This window comes from Aliivibrio sp. A6 (assembly GCF_028765505.1).
In the GTDB taxonomy this organism is placed as follows: Bacteria; Pseudomonadota; Gammaproteobacteria; order Enterobacterales; family Vibrionaceae; genus Aliivibrio; species Aliivibrio finisterrensis_A.
Window position 1 is genome coordinate 1 of record NZ_JARACR010000041.1, and the last position, 22402, is coordinate 22402.

The 22402-nt window shown below is 38.8% G+C and carries 20 protein-coding genes; 5 read left to right on the forward strand and 15 right to left on the reverse strand.

Translation table 11 applies throughout. The features are described from left to right. The 7 genes from PVK70_RS16990 to PVK70_RS17020 all read right to left on the reverse strand — a co-directional run. Positions 1–1260 (reverse strand): methyl-accepting chemotaxis protein (locus tag PVK70_RS16990; RefSeq protein ID WP_274441687.1); only part of this gene is annotated, 1260 nt, incomplete at its 3' end. 180 nt (positions 1261–1440) lie between these two features. Further along, the gene (locus PVK70_RS16995) at positions 1441–1893 is read right to left on the reverse strand and encodes an NfeD family protein (RefSeq protein ID WP_130046711.1); all 453 of its coding nucleotides are present in this window, start codon (positions 1891–1893) and stop codon (positions 1441–1443) included. Between the two features lie 9 nt (positions 1894–1902). Next, positions 1903–2826 (reverse strand): SPFH domain-containing protein, encoded by a 924-nt coding sequence (locus PVK70_RS17000; RefSeq protein ID WP_130046712.1) that lies wholly within the window; start codon positions 2824–2826, stop codon positions 1903–1905. A 192-nt stretch (positions 2827–3018) separates the two neighbouring features. After that, positions 3019–5187, reverse strand: a complete 2169-nt coding sequence (locus PVK70_RS17005) for a TonB-dependent receptor (protein WP_130046713.1) — start codon at positions 5185–5187, stop codon at positions 3019–3021. 180 nt (positions 5188–5367) lie between these two features. Continuing rightward, positions 5368–7323, reverse strand: a complete 1956-nt coding sequence (gene fhuB, locus PVK70_RS17010) for a Fe(3+)-hydroxamate ABC transporter permease FhuB (protein WP_242504718.1) — start codon at positions 7321–7323, stop codon at positions 5368–5370. Between the two features lie 58 nt (positions 7324–7381). Then, positions 7382–8272: an iron-siderophore ABC transporter substrate-binding protein gene (locus PVK70_RS17015; RefSeq protein ID WP_130046715.1), complete on the reverse strand. Its 891-nt coding sequence runs from the start codon at positions 8270–8272 to the stop codon at positions 7382–7384. 40 nt (positions 8273–8312) lie between these two features. Continuing rightward, the gene (locus tag PVK70_RS17020) at positions 8313–9080 is read right to left on the reverse strand and encodes an ABC transporter ATP-binding protein (protein WP_130046716.1); all 768 of its coding nucleotides are present in this window, start codon (positions 9078–9080) and stop codon (positions 8313–8315) included. A gap of 134 nt (positions 9081–9214) precedes the next feature. Between PVK70_RS17020 and PVK70_RS17025 the strand changes: the two genes are divergently transcribed. Then, entirely contained in the window at positions 9215–10432 is a 1218-nt protein-coding gene (locus tag PVK70_RS17025; protein WP_130046717.1) for an MFS transporter, read from the forward strand. 2 nt (positions 10433–10434) lie between these two features. Here PVK70_RS17025 and PVK70_RS17030 read toward each other — a convergent pair whose 3' ends face one another. Next, the gene (locus tag PVK70_RS17030; protein WP_130046718.1) at positions 10435–11166 is read right to left on the reverse strand and encodes a siderophore ferric iron reductase; all 732 of its coding nucleotides are present in this window, start codon (positions 11164–11166) and stop codon (positions 10435–10437) included. A 304-nt stretch (positions 11167–11470) separates the two neighbouring features. Here PVK70_RS17030 and dbpA point away from each other — a divergent pair, with 304 nt between their 5' ends. Next, positions 11471–12859: an ATP-dependent RNA helicase DbpA gene (gene dbpA / locus PVK70_RS17035; RefSeq protein WP_130046719.1), complete on the forward strand. Its 1389-nt coding sequence runs from the start codon at positions 11471–11473 to the stop codon at positions 12857–12859. A 92-nt stretch (positions 12860–12951) separates the two neighbouring features. On the opposite strand, the gene emrD is transcribed toward dbpA, so the two are convergent. From emrD to PVK70_RS17065, 6 genes are all read right to left on the reverse strand, one after another. Next, on the reverse strand, positions 12952–14154 hold the full coding sequence (emrD, locus tag PVK70_RS17040; RefSeq protein WP_130043503.1) for a multidrug efflux MFS transporter EmrD: 1203 nt from the start codon (positions 14152–14154) through the stop codon (positions 12952–12954). A gap of 252 nt (positions 14155–14406) precedes the next feature. Further along, positions 14407–15873, reverse strand: a complete 1467-nt coding sequence (locus PVK70_RS17045; protein ID WP_130046720.1) for a sensor domain-containing diguanylate cyclase — start codon at positions 15871–15873, stop codon at positions 14407–14409. 222 nt (positions 15874–16095) lie between these two features. Continuing rightward, complete coding sequence (locus PVK70_RS17050) at positions 16096–17622, reverse strand: DEAD/DEAH box helicase (RefSeq protein ID WP_130046721.1); 1527 nt, start codon at positions 17620–17622, stop codon at positions 16096–16098. Positions 17623–17778: 156 nt separating this feature from the next. Beyond that, positions 17779–18501 carry a YebC/PmpR family DNA-binding transcriptional regulator gene (locus tag PVK70_RS17055; RefSeq protein ID WP_130043500.1) on the reverse strand — a complete coding sequence of 241 codons (723 nt, stop codon included), beginning with the start codon at positions 18499–18501 and terminating at the stop codon, positions 17779–17781. Positions 18502–18591: 90 nt separating this feature from the next. Continuing rightward, entirely contained in the window at positions 18592–18798 is a 207-nt protein-coding gene (locus PVK70_RS17060) for a DUF3283 family protein (RefSeq protein WP_130043499.1), read from the reverse strand. Positions 18799–18975: 177 nt separating this feature from the next. Further along, on the reverse strand, positions 18976–19170 hold the full coding sequence (locus tag PVK70_RS17065; RefSeq protein WP_130043498.1) for a PA3496 family putative envelope integrity protein: 195 nt from the start codon (positions 19168–19170) through the stop codon (positions 18976–18978). Between the two features lie 294 nt (positions 19171–19464). Here PVK70_RS17065 and PVK70_RS17070 point away from each other — a divergent pair, with 294 nt between their 5' ends. Beyond that, on the forward strand, positions 19465–19821 hold the full coding sequence (locus PVK70_RS17070; RefSeq protein ID WP_130046722.1) for a YkgJ family cysteine cluster protein: 357 nt from the start codon (positions 19465–19467) through the stop codon (positions 19819–19821). A 4-nt stretch (positions 19822–19825) separates the two neighbouring features. Here the strand turns inward: PVK70_RS17070 and PVK70_RS17075 are convergent, their stop codons facing one another. Next, positions 19826–20323, reverse strand: a complete 498-nt coding sequence (locus PVK70_RS17075) for a M48 metallopeptidase family protein (RefSeq protein WP_130043496.1) — start codon at positions 20321–20323, stop codon at positions 19826–19828. A 115-nt stretch (positions 20324–20438) separates the two neighbouring features. Here PVK70_RS17075 and PVK70_RS17080 point away from each other — a divergent pair, with 115 nt between their 5' ends. Continuing rightward, the gene (locus PVK70_RS17080; RefSeq protein WP_130046723.1) at positions 20439–20723 is read left to right on the forward strand and encodes a hypothetical protein; all 285 of its coding nucleotides are present in this window, start codon (positions 20439–20441) and stop codon (positions 20721–20723) included. 357 nt (positions 20724–21080) lie between these two features. Then, positions 21081–22346 carry a RidA family protein gene (locus PVK70_RS17085; RefSeq protein ID WP_130046724.1) on the forward strand — a complete coding sequence of 422 codons (1266 nt, stop codon included), beginning with the start codon at positions 21081–21083 and terminating at the stop codon, positions 22344–22346. Positions 22347–22402: the final 56 nt, after the last annotated feature.

The window sequence follows — 22402 nt, forward strand, 5'->3', positions numbered from 1 at the left end:
AGTACGACCCGCAAGAGAGCGGACTTCATCAGCAACTACCGCAAAACCACGACCTTGCTCACCAGCACGCGCAGCTTCAATTGCCGCGTTTAATGCAAGTAAGTTGGTTTGGTCAGCAATACCGCGAATAACTTCAACCACAACGCTGATATTGTTTGATTCACGCTCTAGCTCTTCAACCAACTCGCCCGCTTGTTCAATATCACGAGATACCGTTTGGATTTGGTCAATATTCGATTGAACGTCACGGTTACCTTGTTTTGCTTCTTCAGACGCTTCTAAAGCAGATGTAGACGCGGTTTCAGTATTATTTGCTACTTCTGCTACCGTTGCTTTCATCTCTTCCATTGCAGCGGCTACCGTTGTAATGTCAGATTGTTGCTGTTGCATACCACGAGCAGATTGCTCAGAAATCGCGCTCATCTCTTCTACCGCAGCAGATAATTGAGTTACCGCTGAAATCGTATCTTCGATCAATGTACGTAGCTGATCTTGCATTTCGATATTAGTATCGGCTAATTCACCTAACTCATCATTACCAATTTCGTTACGTGCAAGATTGAACGTTAAATCACCAGCAGCAATCGCTTTAGATTGTTCTACAACTAAATTTAATGGGCGACAAATTTGGCGAGCTAAAAAGAAAGTAATAAAGATCATAAAGCCAATAAGCGCAGTAAACGACACTTGAGTCGCTGTTGTTACATTATCAACACTACCCATAATTCTAGTGCGGTTATTAGTAATAAAACCTAGATTAATCTCAAGCAATGCATCCATTGCTGAACCAACTTCTTCAAATTGCTTAAATGAATCCAAAAGTTCAGCTTGTGCTTGATCTTTAGCACCGTTGCTTACTTTGTCATTAAAACCATTTAATAGACGTAAGTATTCTTTCCAGCCGTTTGCAACACGGTCAAACACACGGCGTTCGTTACCACTTGCTACCGTCGCCTCATACTGCGCTAATTTATTATTTATTTGATTTTTTTGTGCCGTTAACGTTGAAAATAAACTTGCTAACTCACTATCTCGATAAGTAAGTGCAGCATATTGATTACGACGATACGCATTCATCTCAAAGTAAATATCTTCAACCGACAATACACTTGGAACCGTCGAATCAGTAAAGTTAATGACCTCTGATTCTACTTTATTTAATTCTTGTAATAGGAAAACAGCAAACGCTATCATCACTAAACTAATCGCCGAAAACACAACGGCAATTTTATTACGTACTGCTAGATTTTTATAATTCATAGCCTTTATAACCCTGTCATACTATATAATAGCTCATCCATGAATAAATCTTGTTATTAAACTAAATAACTACACGCCCTTGTTAACGGCAGAGCAACAGAAAAATAAAGTAAAAAAAGGTGAATTACAAATTGCAATTACACGCAACATATAACTCACCCATGTTAACACAATGTAGGATTACTTTTTAAAAGGCTCAATAGTCAAAATAATACCGTCAACAGAGACTACATGAACCAGTGTTCCCTTTGGAATATCTTGAAAACTTTTTGCCGACCATGCTGTGTCTCCAATAATAATACGGCAAGGGCCGGCAATTACATCCTCGTCTAAACGAGAAGTTTGACCGATTAATTGCTTCTCCTTTTGATTTAACTGCCGATTAGAGTCAGAACTTTCATCTTTTTTATGCTGATAACGCCACCAAAGCCACGTCGTAAAAAGAGAAAATACAGCAAAGCTTAACCACTGCATTTGCCAACTCATTGGTATTACTGCATACAACATACCAACAGCAACAGCTGATAACCCAATCCAAAGAAAGTACCCTGCGGTACCAAGTAACTCACCTGCTAGCAATAGCAAACCAAGCGTTAGCCAATGCCAATGATTCATCTGTTCAAAAAATTCCATTATGAACTCCTATTTAGAACCCTCTTTATCTACTTTAAACATCTCAGCGATGCCAGCAACCGATCCCATTAAGCCTGTAGCTTCTAACGGCAACATAATAATCTTACCGTTTTCAGCTTGGCCAATAGACTTAATTGCCTCAGTATAACCCTGCGCAATAAAGTAATTAACCGCTTGCATATCACCTTGAGCGATTGCATTTGATACCATTTCAGTCGCTTTTGCTTCTGCCTCTGCCGCGCGCTCACGAGCTTCAGCTTGAAGAATTGCGGCTTGCTTATCACCCTCTGCTTTTAGGATCTCCGCTTGCTTGTGACCTTCGGCTTTTAGGATCTCAGCTTGACGAACCCCTTCAGCTTCTAAAACATCGGCACGCTTATTACGCTCGGCTTTCATTTGAGCATTCATCGCAGCGGTTAGATCTGCTGGTGGCTGAACGTCTTTAATCTCAATACGAGTGACTTTAACTCCCCACGGATTGGTTGCTGAATCAACGATAGCTAATAATTTCACGTTAATCATATCTCGCTGGCTTAGCATTTCATCTAATTCCATCGAGCCTAACACCGTACGCATATTCGTTAGTGTTAAATTACGAATCGCATGTTGAAGATCACTCACTTCATAAGCGGCTTTTGCTGCATCAACAACTTGCACAAAACAGACGGCATCTATGGTTACATTCGCGTTATCTTTCGAAATGACTTCTTGAGCGGGGATATCTAATACTTGTTCCATCATATTGATTTTTTGACCAATACTATCAATAAATGGAATGATTAAGTTTAATCCGGGTTTTAATGTGTGTGTGTAACGGCCAAATCGCTCTACCGTCCAATTGAAACCTTGGGGAACCGTCTTAACACCTAGTGCTATTAATACTAGTACTAAGAAAACCAGAACACCAATTGTTATTAATGTATCGTATGCCATTATTTGTCATCCTTTTCTAATTGATAATTATCTAAATATATCTATGCCTTACAAACAAACGTTCATTTTTTAATCATACCTAAATTTATCATAAATGTATGGACACATTCGGCAGTATTTATGAAAAATAAGACTACCTCTTACGAAATAGTCTTATTTTATTGCTGTAAAAAATGCAGAAGTAACTAAATATTAATATTTAACTTGGTAATTAAGTGTATAAGTCCGTCCGCGACCTTTATAATCATAAGCTGCTGCATCATAGTGGCTAGAATATAAGATTTGAGCACGTTGACCCCATGCGGTTGTGTAATCTTTATTAAATAAATTCTGAATACCAAAACCTAAACTACCTACAGGCAACTCATAACTACCGACTAAGTCAAAGACGGTGTAACCAGATAACTCATTATCATCCGCATCTTTATAGTCAAACATCGTTTGGCTCTGAACTTTAACCGCAAGATCCGACTCGTACCATCCTATCCACGAGCTTGCTTTTGATGTACTTGCCTCACCCGCACTTAAATCATTCCACTTACCGTCAGTTTGAAGCTCTGAAATGACGTAATGGCCTGAAGCACCCAGCTGAATATTATCCATAACCCAATAAGAAACTAACGCTTCAGCACCATAAACACGTTTTTCATTATCAACGTCTTCAATTAACAATGTCTGCTTATTGTATTTAACTGATTTATCCGATTGTGAGAAATACGCCGCGGCCTGAAAACTTAATGCATCTTGTTCAGTTCTAAAGCCAATTTCATAACTGTTAGTTTTAATCCCTGACATTTTAGAATCAGAAACATTAATACTGTCTTGCAGAGCATAATGTCCATTAGCATCAACCGCTGAATAACTTCCTTGCCCATAATATTTCGCAGGATCAGCAAGATCGAAACCTTGCGAGAAACTAGCCCATACTTGTGAATCAGACGTAAGTTTATAAATAGTCCCTAAATTAAATAAACCGACAGAATAATTAGTTTCGCCTCCAGGAACCGCATCAGCAGAAGATCCATTCCCTGCAGCAATTTTCTTTTGAATTTTATAATCAACAAAATCATCGATCTTATTGTTCATATATTGATAGCGGTAGCCCCCTTGAACTGACCAATCATCCGTAATGTCCATATCCGCTTGAATAAACCCAGCAACTGAGCCAACTTCAACCCCAGGATAACGCCCAATCTCAGCATAGGTTTTATTCACTAGATTACCTGAGTTATTAGCAATCGTTGGATCAAATAACGCTTGGTTACTGTCGAACTTATCCATGTAAGCGTCTACACCGTAAACCAAATTCACTTTACCAAACGATTTAGCTAAAGCGGTTTTTAAAGAGATTACATCGGTCGTTTGCTGTGAAGCACTTTGGTAATACGGTGTATAAGTTTGATCTTCTTTTCGATAAGAGGCTTCAACAACTAATTGATGGCTTAGAAATTCAGAATCACTATAAGCCGCACTTAGCATGATACGTTCTGTACCATGTTGACGATCTGATTCGAAGCCTTTACGTACATCAATAAACTTATAATTTTTAATGTAAAGACCGTATGGCGAGTCTTGTTGACTATCGTAATATTGCGCTAAAAAGTTAATATTTTTAGTATCAGAAATAGAGACATCAATCGTACTTTGTAAATCTATCGTTTTATTATATTGCAGTGAACCTTGAGAAATATCAGGCGTAACAATATCACCTTCACCATCATAATATCCTTGAGTTTCGGTATAAACGGCAGATACTCTTGCTGCTACATTATCAGTACCACCAGAGATAGATTGTGCCACTTTGTAATCAAAGTCATCGCCACCATTTAATCCAGTAGTGCCACTTACATAACTTTCAAACTGCAGTTCATCACTGTCTGATTTTTTGGTTATGATGTTTATCACACCACCAGTTGCACCAGCCCCATAAATAGAGGTGGCACCAGAAAGTACCTCAATACGTTCAATATTAAATGGGTCAATCGCATCTAGTTGGCGACTAATCGGACGCGATGATTGAAGCGATACCCCATCAATCATAACTAGCATTGCACGACCACGTAAGTTCTGACCATAGTTGGTCCTTGCACCACTACTTACATCTAATGATGGAATGGTTGCTGATAAAATTTCACCTAATGTTTTACCACCACGGTACTCTTGTTCAATTTGTTCGGAGTCAACGAACCAAACCGTTCCTGGGATCTCACTAATGGCTTTAGGCGTACGGCTTGATACCACAACCATGGTTTCTTCTGTATTTTTATACGCTTCTGCTTGAGCTGCTACAGAGACAAAAGTAGTCACTGTTGCAACGGCAATAGCGACTAAAGGAATTAAATAAGTACCATTCGTTTTCATAACACTTCCATTGTTTTTAATTAACAGATACGAATGCTAATGATTCTCATTAAAATGATCAACTACTTTTTATTTAATTTAAAAAATATATGATTTTCTTGAACTCATACTTTATATTTATGTTAACTCATAGGTAACAGTATAATAAATTACTTACTTATCAATAGTTAAAATAGGGCATTACTTCCTCATTAAATATAAAAAATATATTCCACCAAGTAATGACGCTAATAAGCCTGCCGGAAATTGCCATGGGAACCATACTGTTCTGCCCACCCAATCGGCAACGATCATTAAGCATCCGCCCAACAAGCAAGCCGTTAATAGCTGGTGAGACGCTCGATATTGGTGAAGAGAACGAGCCATGTGTGGTGCTAATAAGCCAATAAAACTGAGCGGGCCAATAACAATAGTACAAAGGGTCGTTACTGCAGCAACAAGAAGCAATAAACACACTCTTATCTTACGACAATGTAATCCGATACTGGCCGACGTTGTTTCACCTAAACCAATAATATCCAACCACCGATGACTGCTCATTGCGAGAATAAAAAATACCGTAACGCCTATAGTTAACAGATAGACGTCACTCATGTTAACTAAGTAGGTGGAACCAGAAAGCCATGTTAATAACGCCCTTACATTATCTTGGCCTGACGACATAGCAATACGTAAAAAAGCATCCAGACCTGCACTCAAGGCAATTCCGGTTAATAGCATTTGAGCAGGAGCAAAGTTTTGTTTGCGTCCCATCAACCAAATAATACCCGTGACGAATAATGCACCGGCAGTACCTAGTAGCATCTGTTCATGTCTTTCCGTTGTAATACCAAACATAGCGCCGAGTACCAGAGCCAACGCTGCTCCTGAGCTAATGCCTAAAATTTCAGGGCTTGCCATTGGGTTGGTTGAGACTCGTTGAATAACGGTACCTGCAATAGCGAGTCCTACTCCAGCCAGAAAAGAAACAAGCACCCGAGGAACGCGTAATTCCACTATCGATAGGTTTAACGAAAGCACCCATCCAGTTTGTCCTTTACCAATAAACACTGCGATAATAAACAAAACAACAATCAGAACAAACAGAGGCAAGACCACCCTCTGTAAAGGCGTATATTTATAAGTGACTTGCGTGGTTTCTCGGGCTTTCATATCCGATTGAAATACTTTTCGATTTAGTAACCAAAGAAGAAATGGAGCACCCAATAACGCAGTCATTGCGCCCGTTGGTAATAACTCACCTCCAACGCCTGAAAATGGTTGAATAGTCAAATCAGCAAGCAATAACATCACGCAGCCAACCGTGCCACTGACGATGATCTGTGGTACTAACTTCCTCGCTCCACACATACGAGCAATCGCAGGGGCAACAATCCCAACAAAGCCAATTAAACCGACTTCACTTACAACCGCAGCAGTCATAAATATCGCTAACGTCAGTGAAATGACTTTAATTTGATTAATATTTACACCAATAGAAGCTGATACATTATCTCCTAATTGAAGGGAAGATAAGGGTCTTGATAGTAATAAAAGAGCAAGAACAGGGAGTATAATTAATGGAAGAAGTGTTTCCACACTTGACCAATCATTTTGATTCAATGTCCCAGCTCCCCAGACAAACACACTTGCTAATTGTTGCTCATTTAATAGTAATAGCATGGTATTTAGTGAACCAAAAAACAAACTAATAACCATGCCAGACAGCACCATGTGAACAGGGGAAAAACCACGTTTAGCTGACAGTAAAAATACCAGTCCTGTTGCAAAACCACCCCCTAAAAATGCAGGAATAAACCCGCTAATCATGCTATTTACTGGTAAAAATAAGATCCCAAGAACCATACCTAACTCAGCCCCCGCAGCCACCCCAAGAGTGGTAGATGAAGCAATAGGATTACGTAATACAAACTGCATCACACAACCAGCAACAGCAAGAGCAAACCCACACAGCAAAGCAATAGCAAGACGCGGAAGGTAGGTAAGGTGAGTAATTAAATGTTGGTAATTTGATGAATCATAATGAAACACGGTTTGCCATAATAAACCGACACCTTGAGAATAAGGTGCAGTCCATTGTAATAAGCCTAAAATAGACATGATTAATAATGTTACAAAGCCAATACGGATTTTCATGGCTTGCCGCGGTAAATCTGGGGAATGATTTGACATCAACATAACGACTTTTTTACGCTTATTGAGTAAGTTGTTGGGTAATATTGTCACTAAAGCGTTGCGCTGAAATTAATCCACCAAATGTCCAAATAGCAGGAAGTTCATATACTGAATCAGTTCGAGAAAAAGTCATTGCTTGCCATAACGCCGATTGAGTTAATTGCTTCTTTTCTGTCTCTTTTAATGGACCGAAGATCAGTACGTTTGATTCCTGATGCTGTGCTAATGCTTCAAACCCTGCGGTTGTAAATCCCCACATATTCGTCGCTTCATGCCATGCGTTTACTAGTCCCATTTGATTGATCGTCGCTTGAGCTAATGAACCATCACTATGAACTCGTACGGTTTTATCATTAATAAAACGAATAAAAAGAAGAGGTTTATTATTTAGTTGAAGACGACGAATTTTATCACCATTCTCTTTTAATCTTTGATCTGTCTTTGCTATCACATCTTGGGCTTGTTGCTTTTTATTCAATAAATTACCAAGCTGAATCGTGATTTCTTTTGCTGAAACCAAAGGCGCTTTTTTATTACTGTAAACTGTGTAAACCAATGTAGGTGCAATCGCATTCAGTTTGCCGTATATCGGTGACATATGCTGGCTAATCAAAATAACGTCTGGTTTCAACTCTGTAATTAACTCTAAATTAGGCTCTCTTCTTGAGCCTACATCCATCACAGAATCATTCAATTCTGGTTTTTTTACCCATGATTGATAACCTTGTACATCTGCAACACCGATTGGATTTACGCCTAAACTCAATACCGTTTCTGTTAATGCCCAATCAAGGGCTATTACTTTTTTCGGTGGTTTGTCTAACTGGACCTGGCCTAGCTCATGTTTAATATCCATTGCTTGTACTGATGAGATACAAACCATCATTATCAAACCAAACATCTTATTCATCTTTCTTCCTTGTCGTTTTTATTTAATCAATTACTGAGGTTTACGGGATATAGCTGATCGCTTGACCGGTTTCAGGATGAGAAAATAACGCTAATTCCATTCCATAAATTTGTTGTAATGTGTCTTTATTCATTAAGATCTCAGGCGCACCTTGAGCAATAACTTCACCTGAATGTAATGCGATGAGATGGTCACTGAACTTGGCCGCCATGTTGACATCATGTAATACCATAATGACCGTCAGTCCTAAGGTTTTATTTAATTCTCGAATTAACGTTAATAACTCATATTGATGAGCGACATCCAATGCTGAGGTTGGTTCATCAAGTAAAATACACTGACTTTGTTGAGCTAATAACATCGCAACCCAAGCTCTTTGACGCTCTCCACCTGATAATGTAGCGACAAAGCGATCACTAAATAGCGTTAAACCCACTTTTTCTATTGCCTCATCAACTAATTGATAATCTTGCTTACGGTATCGTCCAAATGCCCCTTTCCATGGATAACGACCAAAACAGACAAGTTCACGAACAGTAACACCATCAGTTATTGGTGGGTGCTGGGGAAGATAAGCAACATTAAGAGCAAATTCTTGATGGGATAAGAGATTAACGGCTTTATCATTAAACAGAACCTTCCCTGCCGTGGGGGGATTTTGACGACTAAGTAATTTAACTAATGTAGATTTCCCACACCCATTGTGCCCAAGTAACGTCGTCACTTTTCCTTTTGGAAAAAATAAATTAGTCGCATGGAGGATTTTCTTTCCGTCAATTTCAAACGACGCATCAACAAGTTGGTACATAAAGTAAGCTAATTATCCAGTCCGTAAGTAATGCGCAAAACTTTAACACAAAGAAATAGTAATGATAATTGTTTTTATTCTCATGAAATGAAAGTAGGATACGTGAGATTCATAAATTCAAACAGGAAGTTCGAATGCCTTTCAACACCAGAATACACGATTCAAAAATTCAATTAACGATCATAGGGTTAATTGCTGCATTAATGGGAATTGGGCAAAATGGGTTATTAGTCTCTTTACCCTTCTTAGTAAACCGCTCAGCCTTCTCTCTTCCAACTTGGTCTATTGTTATTGCGATCGGTAGCTTTCTGTTCTTACCCGCTGCGCCATTTTGGGGAAGGTACAGTGATAAAAAAGGGCCTAAAAATGTCGTACTTCAGGCGCTATGCGGCATGAGTATCAGTTTCTTACTTTTACTTTCTTTTGCATTTTTAAGTGGTCAGCACCCAGAAGAAGCACACTATTGGTTAATTGGTTTAATACTAGCAAGAATAATTTATGGTTGTACCGTCGCAGGAATGGTTCCCGCAAGCCAGCACTGGGCGATTCTTATTTGTGGTGAAAACAACAGATTGAAAGCCATCACCTCTGTCAGTGTTGGACTGAGTCTAGGTCGTCTTCTTGGTCCTGTATTATCGATTGTTTTATTAAAGCTGGGACCTTTCTCCCCATTAGTTATGATGGTAATTTTTCCTTTTCTAGCTCTGCTAATCGCGACTTTCTTACCAAGCCCTGCAGTGATAGAGAAAACAATATCCACTACCGCCACTACGCCTTCTTTTATTCCAAATCTAAATTTGATGCCTTATTTACTGACTGGTTTATCTCTTTGTTTAACCATCGCATTATTGCAGTACAGTTTCTATCCATTAATTGAAAGTATTACTCACTGGAATACAGATAGAATAAGTGATGCAATAGGATTATTACTCACTATCAGTGCAGCAGTCACACTCACAACTCAAATTGCAATCGTTAAAAAGAAGAAGCTTCAATTGTTGGCCATGTACCAACTCGGATCTCTGTTATTACTGGCTGGTTTTCTTTGTTTTCTAATTGGCAATATTTGGACTACAGGTATCGCAATGGCAATCAGTGCGTGTGGGGCTGCTTTACTTGTACCAGCTTATACTTCAAAGGCCACGGCGATGAACCCTAACAACCCTGGAATTGTTGCCGGTTATATTTCTATGTCGCACACATTAGGGTATGGCATTGCTTCATTATTGGCTTATGCATCTACACTCTCGCCTATTTATCCTATCTATATTTGTATCCTATTTTCTAGTGTAATTATGGCAATTGCTTTTATGAAACCTCAAATAGTAGAGATAATTGAAATGAAAAAATAGCGCTATAAGCCTTTGTTATCTGGATGACGCGGGCAGTCATCACACAACTTTCTGCCATTGCATTTATACACCAAACAACAACTGGTACGAACGAGTTTCAACTGGTTACTGACAAGATCCACCTTTAAGCTTGATAAATGCTTATTAGGTAGATTAAAAGCGTTTAACCATAACTCAGCCTGCGCCATTAAATATCCATTGGATAATTCCGGTTGAAGCATCTGTAGTTTAAGAATGCAATTTAATAAGCCATCAGCAAGTAAGTGATTCGTAAACCCCGGACGAATACGAGTCCAAGGAGAGATCTCTTCTCGGTATGAATCAAACAATCTCATTAATTGTGAAGCAGCAACGGGAACAATCTCTTCAGGTGAACCAAACGTCAATTCGGAATGATGAAATATAAATCCTGAAATAAAGTTGGATTGAACCAATTGGCTCATGTTTTGAATATCAGGAATGGCGTGAAGTTGATAAACAGAAATAAAACTAATATAGATTGGCTGCCAACAAAGTAAATCCCATGTTCGAGTTAGCCAATATGCATTACCGCCTTCTTCTGAATCTTGAGATAAACGCTCATAAAGCGCTTGAATAACGTTACTATTATCACGAGAAATATGGATACTATATTCATCATCCATAGTAGCTAGTGGTGAAAGTTGCCCAGATAAATAGGGAGTTATTTGTTTAGACAACGAAAAAAGCAACTCAAAGGCATCATTATTCGGCATAAAAACGGCACGTTATCCTACAGTAAAAAGAGTAGTGAGAGTAACGAACCAAATTTGCAAATGCAAATAATTATCAATAACAACATCCTCGTTAACTCATTTTCAAACAAGTAAAATAACAAACATAATAGAACCACAATCTAGGATGTTCTTTTTCTCAAAATTAGAGAGAGGCAGATGCTTTACTTGCTGTTTTTTTAAACAGAAAAAGTGTGATCTTCCTTGCTTTTTAGGCCTCTTCTCTTTACTCTGCTTGCCATTAGGCAAATCTTATTTTGCTTCTACTTGTTTATAGGAAATCACCTTGAGCCAAACATCTTTCTCATCATTAGATCTGAACCCATCTCTTCTTCAAAACCTAGAAACTTTAGGCTATAACGAGATGACTCCAATTCAAGCTCAAAGCTTACCATTCATGCTGAAAGGGAAAGATGTCATTGCCCAAGGAAAAACGGGCTCAGGTAAAACAGCTGCGTTTGGTTTAGGCTTATTGGCTAACCTAGATGTAAAACGTTTTCGCGTTCAATCACTAGTATTATGTCCAACACGTGAACTTGCTGACCAAGTTGCGGTAGAAATCCGTAAGCTTGCTCGCTCTATCCACAACATCAAAGTTCTAACGTTATGTGGTGGTGTTCCATTTGGTCCACAAATTGGCTCACTTGAGCACGGTGCACACATCATCGTTGGTACACCAGGTCGTGTTGAAGAGCACCTACGTAAAGGTTACTTAAACCTAGACAACCTAAATACATTTGTTCTTGATGAAGCTGACCGTATGCTAGAAATGGGCTTCCAAGACGCGATTGATATGGTATTAGATCACGCACCTACTAAGCGTCAAAACTTACTGTTCAGTGCAACGTTCCCACCACAAATCAAATCAATTGCTGATCGCATCATGAACGATCCAATCATGGCAAAAGCAGAAGACAAAGTAGAAAATACCTCTATCGAGCAGCATTTCTACAAAGTAGATGATTTTGAAGATCGCCTACGTGCACTTCAAATTCTGCTTCTTAAACACCGTCCAGAATCAACCGTTATCTTCTGTAATACAAAACGTGTTACTCAAGAAGTGGCTGATGAATTACGTCACTTTGATTTCAGCGTAACCGCTCTTCATGGTGATTTAGAACAACGTGACCGTGATAAAGCGTTAGTTCGTTTTGCTAATAAGAGTACATCTATCCTAGTTGCTACTGATGTTGCAGCTCGTGGTCTTGATATCGAATCTCTAGATGCAGTGATCAACTTTGAATTATCTCGTGATCCTGAAGTGCATGTTCACCGTATTGGTCGTACTGGCCGTGCTGGTAATAAAGGCATCGCATTAAGCCTATTTAGCAACAAAGAAACCAATAACATTGCTCAAATCGAAGATTACATGAGCATCGAAATTAACGATGAAACAATGCCAAGTGAAGATTACCTAAATGAGCGTCCTCACTACCCAGAAATGGTAACGCTTTGGATTGATGGCGGTAAGAAAAACAAACTACGTCCTGGCGATATCCTTGGTGCATTAACTGGTAAAGACGGCGTTGACGGTAAAAAAGTAGGTAAAATCAACGTGTTTGATTTCCACGCTTACGTTGCCGTTCATAGCTCAATTGCTAAAGCAGCACTGGATAAGATCGCAACAGGTAAAATGAAAGGTCGTACATTCCGCGTAAGCCGTATGCGCGGTTAATAGCGAATACAAAACAAATAATACAAAAAGGCCGAGTAGATGATTTCTACTCGGCCTTTTTAATTGCGATCAATTATTTACTACGATTGGTATTACACCGCTAATGGCATTTCGCTTGATGGTGGAATTGAGTGCACTTTACGTAAACCATACACCGCAAGTAATGCCATTAAGAACATAATTAACCCTACTGGCATTTGGCTATTAGCAGGGATCATCGATGCCACCATTGTTGCTAAACCTGCGCCCAAGTTTTGCATGCCGCCCAGTAATGCACCGGCTGTTCCTGCGTGTTGCGGAAATGGTGATAACGCCCCTGTTGTTGCTGCAGGAAATAAAATGCCCGCGCCTAAGAAGTACAATACGGCACCACCTATCAGAGTTGGCGCTGTAGTTAATCCCATAACACCAGGAACCAATACAATCGCCGCACCTAAAACAATAGACACAAGACCGACATCTAACGATTTCTTCTCAGACCAACGCTTTGCAATCACACTTGATAAACCAGCACCCGCTAAATAGCCAGGGATAGGTAAAATAAACAGAATACTTACTGTTGTTGCTGCTAATTTAAGTTTACCACCCAGTAATACCCCAGCCGCCGCTTCAAATACGGCAACCCCTGCAAATGTAGCAACCAAGCAAATCAAATAACCTTGAAAACGGTGCTCAGATAATACGTGACGGTAACTCTTCAATACTGGCTCTTTACGACGCACTTCTAATGGCAAAGTCTCTTTCATTGACGTTGTCATGATGATCAATACCGCAATACTGAACAAAGCCAAGAATAAATAGCTTGAACGCCAACCAAATGCTTCTGTTAAATAACCACCTAACACTGGAGCCAAAAGTGGTGAAAACATCATACACATACTAATGATACTGTTGGTTCTGTGTAGTTCATCACCAGAGAAGCAATCACGTGGAATAGTACGACACATCACACCTGCAGCACCAATACCTAAACCTTGCACAAAACAGCCCGCTAAAAATAACGAATAATCATGAGCAAATAACGCTAGGATTGTGCCAGCAATATATAAAGTAAGACCTGATAAGATCACCACACGACGCCCAATACGATCAGAAATTGGGCCGTAGAAAAATTGTGATAAACCATAAGGGATCAAATACACAGCCATAACCGCTTGTAATGATGCAGGACTTACTTTGAATTCACTTGCCATGTAGCCAATAGATGGCACATACATAGTTTGGCTCATTTGACCAACAGCAACTAAAATAACGATCAGGAAACTGAACGTCGCAAGTGAATACGACTTTTGCATGACTGCTCTCCGAAAAACAGCAAAGTATTAATAAGATATGTTAAGGGAATTAACGTTTGTTAATATTTAACAATAAAATTGATTAAGCTAACTATGAATATAGCCAAGCCTTTATAGGGCGAGATAATAAGGCGATTATATAAATCAGGCAATCTAATTTACGCCTATTTCAGGAGAGATTTTTTATACGATTTGGATTAGTTTTTCTAATCCAAATTCGATAATTTTACTTTCATTCCGTTTGGGGTAATATCAATGTTCTGTCTCTATAACAGAAATAGACACTTGGTTTCGCCCTAGCCGTTTTGCTTCATATAAAGCTTCATCTGCTTTATTAAGCAATTTGCATGAATCAAATATCCTATTATTTACCTCTGTAACACCAATGCTACTGGTCACTTTTACAGATTGTTCATTAATACTAATTTCAATATTTCGTATCGTGTTTAATAGGCAATTAAGCCGTAACTCCGCATCTACTGCATTTGTATTGGCTAATAGCATCACAAACTCATCTCCACCTAAACGGGCAAAGTGATCATCTGGTGTGCATACCGTCTCACAAGCTTGGCTAAATAAACGTAACACTTCATCACCAGTATCATGTCCATAGGTATCATTGATTTTCTTAAAGTAATCAATATCAAACAATGCAATGGAGAATACCTTTTTTCTCGAGTGATATTCTTCAATAAACCCACTCATTTTATTTTCAAAACAACGGCGATTACATGATCCCGTTAGTTCATCAAATAACGCTAATTTAGAATAGTGCTCGGCTTTGATATTTAATTTATGAAAATAAACCGCGTTTTTCATCAAAAAAAACAATAATGCTAAAATCAAAGAAAACACGGTAGCTATGGTGATATAAAGAGGGGTAAACCAATAATTTTTCGCCTTAGTAACCAAAATAATAAAAGGCAAATCAGACACTTTTTTAACAAAAACACCTTGATAAGCACCGTTATACTTTTTGTTTGAATCAAACAACAACTCTTGATTATATTTCAACCCATTGATTTTTTGATAAGGAACATAATCAAAATCCATCGTTTCACCGATAGGAAAATACCTAGGAACACTCGTTGCAAGCACCGTAAAATCACGACTGAGTATCGTGATGGTTGATCCTTCCGATAAATGTGCGCTACGTAATGCTCTAGTAAAAAAGGTAAAGTCCGTTAACAGGCCGACAATACCGGCAAACGCCCCTTTCTTATCCGTAATTTTTACCCCTTGAACCACCACATTACGATTAAGAACATCTTTAAAAGGTGCAGTGATAATCGATGTCACCTCTTCATTATTATTCTGTAATCGCTGACAATACTCTCGCGACGACAGATCAACCCCACCAATTGTTTTAGTTTTTAGTAATACGCACTCTTTATCTACCGCAAATACATGAATAGCATTCATTAAAGTTTGATAGTGCAACTCAAAAACTTCCGCTTGCTCCTGATAATGATTGTCAGAAAGGGCTAACTGAGCAAAGCCATCTTGAGTTAAATCTTTAGATAGTTGGGTTAATACAAAATTAGAATGGTTAAATGCCGTTTGAAGCCAAATCGAGACAAAATTTGCATTGAACTTTAATTCACTTTCAATAAGTCGACTTTGCTTTTGATGATTTTTCACTACATAAAAAACAGCACACGTTAAAGCGATACTCAGCAATAACAATGAGCCACTCAAAATAATTCGTTTTACCCTCATTTTTCCCCAATACATTCATAGTAGTGATCAATAATGACACAGTACATGAATACATTTTGTATAAAAATAAATCACTGTTAATTTTAGTAACAGTATTATCAATGAGGCAGCGTCTTTAAATTAATACTTTTATCATCTAAAAAATAGGACAGTGCAAATACAACAAAGCCAGCTAACTTAGCTGGCTTCTTAATAATTTCTAATAAGGACTAACAATAAAGACTATGATTGTGCCTGAGGCTTACGCGCTGGACGTGGGCCTTGACGACGTGGCTTTGTGTTACTTGTTGTAGATGAACCACCTGTCTTTGGTTTGCCTGCCGCTTTTGGTTTACCACCACCAAAATTGCTGCCATTGCCACGGTTTTCACCATTGCCTTTTGTCTTTGGTTTTCCGCCTTCCACAGGACGTTTTTTATTATTACCGCCCTCTTTCTTTGCACCGCCTGCACTGTGTTCCGTGTTGCGTCTTTGGCTTGGTTTTGCACCTTGCTTATGACCATTACGGTTCTCACCAGAACGTTGACCATCTTTATGATCCACACGTGGTGCTTTTGCTTTCTTTGGTTTCTTCGCTTTGATTGGGCGAGTATCCAATTTAGACTCAGGCACTTTTAGTGTTGGTTCAAAACCTTCAAGCGTATGACGAGGTAATACTTTTTGAATTAGACGTTCAATCGCGAATAACTCTTTTGCTTCATCTTCACTCACAAAAGAAACCGCTTTACCCGTTGCACCAGCACGACCAGTACGACCAATACGGTGAACGTAATCTTCTGGCACTTTTGGTAAATCAACGTTAATAACTTGAGGCAATTGCTCAATATCTAGACCACGAGCAGCAATGTCTGTCGCCACTAACACACGAACTTGACCAGACTTAAAGCTAGCTAACGCTTTAGTACGTGCGCCTTGGCTCTTATTGCCATGAATAGCTGCCGCACTAACACCTTTCTCTTCTAGCGTTTTAGCTAAACGGTTTGCACCATGCTTAGTCTTACTAAATACTAGTACTTGCTTCCAATCGTTATCTTTAATTAACTTAGTTAGCACGCGTGCTTTTTTCGTCTTATCAACAACGTAAACAGATTGCTCAACCGTCTCTGCTGTTGTATTACGTTGTGCAACCGAGATCTCAACTGGGTTATTCACCAAGCCTTTTGCTAATTGGCGGATCTCATCAGAAAACGTTGCAGAGAACAGTAAGTTTTGACGGTTCTTAGGTAATTTGTTTAAGATTTTTTTAATGTCATGAATAAAGCCCATATCTAACATACGGTCCGCTTCATCCAATACTAGAATTTCTAATTGGTCGAATTTAATCGCGTTTTGGTTCGCAAGATCCAATAAACGACCTGGGGTTGCCACTAAAACATCAACACCTTTACGCAGACGCTGCATTTGTGGGTTAGCTTTAACGCCACCAAAAACCACATCAGAAGTAAGAGGAAGGTTTACACTGTACTTTTCAACACTCTCATGAACTTGTGCTGCAAGCTCACGTGTCGGAGTTAATACCAAAGCACGCACTTGGTTAAACTTACGCTTAGGACCATTTGATAAACGCTCAAGAAGAGGCAGTGTAAAGCCTGCTGTTTTACCTGTACCTGTTTGAGCCGCAGCCATAACATCCTTCCCTTCAATTACCGCAGGGATCGCTTGTAATTGGATAGGTGAAGGTGTGCTGTAACCTTGTGCTTCTACAGCTTTTAAAATAGGGGCAGATAAGCCCAAAGAGGTAAAACCCATACTAAAATGTTCTCTATATTGTTCATTAAGCGCAAAACTGCGAGCGCTGTAGCATACAGTAACTTCTAGATTACTCAATCCTAAAGCGCAGTTTAAAACGAAAAAGCCGAGCAACTAAGGCTCGGCTTTGATTCATTCTGTAAAATTAGGACTCTATTAGTCTTCTAATTCTGCGTTGTGATAAACCTGTTGTACGTCATCACAATCGTCTAGTAGATCTAAGAATTTTTGGAATTTCTCAGCATCTTCGCCTGTAACCGCCATTGGGTTTTGAGGTACAAACGTAATTTCTTCCACATCTACAACTAGATCTGGGAACTCAGCAGCCAGTGCTGTTTTCACTTTAAAGAACTCAGTGTGTGGTGCGAATACTGTGATCACGCCATCTTCAAGTTCGATATCAGAAACATCAGCATCTTGCATCATAAGCGCTTCAAGTACAGCTTCTTCGTCGTCGCCTTTAAACTGGAATACAGCTTGGTGATCGAACATGTGAGCACTTGTGCCTGGGCTACCAATTTTAGCGCCAGTTTTAACGAAACATTGGCGAACGTCTTGGAAAGTACGGTTACCATTATCAGTTAAACAGTCAACGATTACGCTTGCGCCGCCTGGTGCAAAGCCTTCGTAACGTGCGTGTTGGTAATCTTCACCACCGCCGCCAGTCGCTTTATCAATTGCTTTATCAATGATGTGTGTAGGCACCTGATCTTTTTTCGCTTTCGAAATAAGATGCTTTAGAGACAAGTTCATGTCTGGATCAGGACCGCCATTCTTAGCACACATGTAAATTTCTTTACCGTATTTAGAATAAACTTTGATTTTTGCGCCTTGTGTTTTAGCCATTGAGGCCTTGCGCACTTCAAAACTTCTTCCCATCGGGATTCTCTCTTATGTTTGTGGACTTTAAAATTATCGGCAGATTCTACCAAATTACTTAGGGAATAGGCTAGTAAAGATCAAGGAACCTTACGCTACGCCCATTTTTGACTTGTATTTTTCAATAGATTGCTGAAAAAAGAGACGTTCCGCCTCATCTTCTATCTTCTCAGCCTCTACGATCCAAAGATCGGGACCTGCTTTTGCGTTTTTCACCTTCCACACAAAGAATGCCGCTTGTTTATCAAGTTCAATTTTATTTTTTTCTTTCGGAGGTAATAGGGACAGGTTTTGCATAACAAGCTCATTTAATTAATCACAACGAAAGTCTACTTCGTCACTGAGTTATTTTCTAGCACTGTTTAACAATAGCGAGCAAAGTATAGGATGCAGAAACAAAAATGCGCCAAACTGCTGTCTTTAGCAATGGCGCATTAGTAAAACACTTGAAGGTATGAAGGTAGAAATCAAAAATTAATGAATAAGACCCAGGTCTTTCGCTTCTTCTAGGGTGAGACCACTTTCTCTGATCTCACGCATCGCTTCAATACGACGACGCGCTGCTGCTTTTTTCTGACACTCCGTAATGTTTGTTATCACTTCATCGTTTATTTCGTACTTGCCTTTCATGTCGGTGATTTCACCGTGATCAATAGAATTAATAGACATAATAACCTCCTAAATCCATACCCTTCAGACGTATGTTTAGCAAAGCCAATTGAGCTTGTTAAATCTATTTATTCCAGAGTGTGAGCTAAGTTAGATTTGTGATTTATTTTCTCAAAAATACTATCTTTAATAGTATCAATTAACTACATTTAAACGTTCAGCTTCAGAGAAAAATCCTGCGTAACATCACTTTTTTATCTCCCTATTTTCTTGCCTCTACGCTTTATTGTTCGTGCTATCTGTTAATGTGCGCTATGCTAGCCTTCTATTATATTGATATAAATAATGATAACTATGACCATCAACAAAATCGACATTACGGTTCATACCGACTCGCCAACATCAGAGTCTCTGTTAACGAGTGCTTCATTAACCAAAGATTCAGGTATAACCTGTGATACCTGCCGAGCTTGTTGCTGTCGATTAGAAGTCATGCTTATTACCGATACCGGCGTACCTGAAGAGTTTATCGATACTGATGACTGGGGAAGTGACGTAATGCTGCGTTTGGATGATGGTTGGTGTGCCGCCGTAGATCGCGACACACTAATGTGCACTATTTATGAGAATCGTCCGTGGATTTGCCGTGAATTTGAAATGGCCTCTTACGAATGTGAAGTCGAGCGCAAAGAAAACGGCATCGATAAATAAAACATTAAGACGACAGTGTCTCCAAGTAAGTCAAATACAAACGCGCATCAAACTCAAGCTGATGGTAGTCTGGCTCCATGTGACAGCACAGCGCATAAAACGCCTTGTTGTGCTCTTTCTCTTTGATGTGCGCCAACTCATGCACCACGAGCATACGCAGCAAGGGCTCTGGTGCCTTCCGAAACACACTCGAAATCCTAATCTCATTTTTAGCTTTTAATTTATTGCCATGAATGCGTGACACAAACGTATGAAGGCCAAGCGCATTATTCACAATGTGTATTTTAGGATCATACACGACCTTACTAAGAGGAGATGATTTCTTAATGTACTTGTTCTTTAATGCTTGAGTGTAATCAAACAACGCCTTTTCAGACGTAATATCATGCATGGTCGGGTATTTATTCTTTACCCATTCCGCCAACTTTCCATTGGTTACCATTGGCTCAACTTGTGCCAAAATATGCTCAGGATAGCCTTTTAAATAACGTAACTTAGTCATGCTTTATACTCATGATCTCATTTTACTCATAATGCGCTATTGTACCCTACTTTCTTTATCGCTACTCTACTCTCTCTTCCTTCTTCACTTTTCTATTTTTAACCAAAGAGATTTTATGAACTTTCGTCACTCATTTTCTAGCACCATTAATCAAATAAAAATAGCAATTGGTGAAGTCATCGAGTTCCAATCTCGTATCTGGGTGATCAATATCCATGAAGGTACGCTTAACGACGAATCGTTCATTATTAATGAAGATAGTTTCCAAGAACCAATGCAGTGGATGGTAAAAAGGCAATACACGACAGAGATGATAGAAAGAGTTGACGCAATGAAACGATCACAAGTACTCGTTTTAACATTCAATAATACAGAGCATCGTCTTATTCGTGTAAAGTAATTTTAAGCACGCAATATAGCTTATGTACATGAAATAAATTTAGATATAAAAAGGTAATACTATAAAATTATTTCATTCGGCATAGAGAAATACGCCAAAATGATAATAAAAACAATAAATACAACAACTTACCACCCCACTCACCCCTAAATGCTTAGCAATAAAAATTAAATAAATAAAATTACTTTCAGTATTGAATATTAATTAGTTTATTACACAGTAATTAAAGAATAAATATTCATATTATAAAATAAATCCATTTTAGCCCTTATATTACTTGGGATTTATTATTAGACTCATTTTTAATTGATATCTACAACCTACTTAAATAATAATTCCATAAAGGAAAATATAAACATGAGTAATATCATAATTAAAAATTCAAGAAATACTAAAAATGCACCACAAGATACTCTGTCTACACAAAGCGTCGCTTTCTCTCACTACAATAATATCTCGGCACAATTACCAATAAACCCAGTAACTGGTGCTCTTATTCATGGTGATATCACAGCTCAAGCGCAACAATGTCTAGAAAACATCGCAGCGATAATCAAAAGTATCGGTCATGTCGTGAGTGATGTCGTAAAAATAAACATCTTCCTAAAAGATATTTCAGACATGGTGGCTGTAAACACCGTATATGCCGACTTCTTTGGAAACGATTTCCCTACTCGTGTTGTCGTTGCTGTTGCAGCCTTACCAATGGATGGCGCATTAGTACAAATGGATGCCTTAATTTCTAACGGTGAAGGCACACAGCCACAAGCACCTTGCGAACTCATCAAAATGGCAAGAAATACTGAAAATGCCCCACAAGATACACTATCAACACAAAGCGTCGCTTTCTCGCATTACAATAATGTCTCTGCTCAATTACCAATAGATCCGGCAACAGGCAAGATAAAAACTGGCGATATAAAAGAACAAGCGAAACAATGCTTAAAAAACATTAAAGCCATTTTAGAAAGTATTGATGTTCCTCTTGATGACATTGTTAAAATCAATGTTTATCTTAAAGATCTTGCCGATATTGATGCTGTAAACGAAATGTACACAACCTTCTTCCCTGACTCAGCTATCGCTAGAGCTGTCGCTTACGTCCCTGCCCGTACCGTTATTGTTGCTTCAGATTTACCAATGAATGCCTTAGTTCAAATGGATGCGGTGGTATCACATGGCGATGGTACTCCACCACAAGAAGTTGAAGATCGCCACGGTATTGTAATTAAGGCAAACAATACAGAAAATGCCCCACTAAATGCACTTTCTACACAAACAGTGGCTTTCTCTCACTACAATCATATTTCAGCGCAGTTACCTATTAATTCAAAAACAGGAACCCTTGACGCTAGTAATATAAAAGAACAAACAGAGCAGTGTTTAAATAACATCAAAGCTATTGTAGAGAGCATTAACCATGTGATGGATGATATCGTAAAAATTAATATCCAACTTAAAGACATTACCGATCTTAACGCCGTAAATGACATTTACAAAACCTTCTTTAATAGCGACCTACCTGCACGTACCGTTATTGGTGTTTCTGCAATCCCAATGAATGCCCTTATCCAAATTGATGCTGTAGTTTCTAACGCTGAAGGTACACCTCCACAGAAGTAACCTTTATTTGGTTTATCGTATAAATACAAAAAAATCAGGCCTACTCATTACTGAAT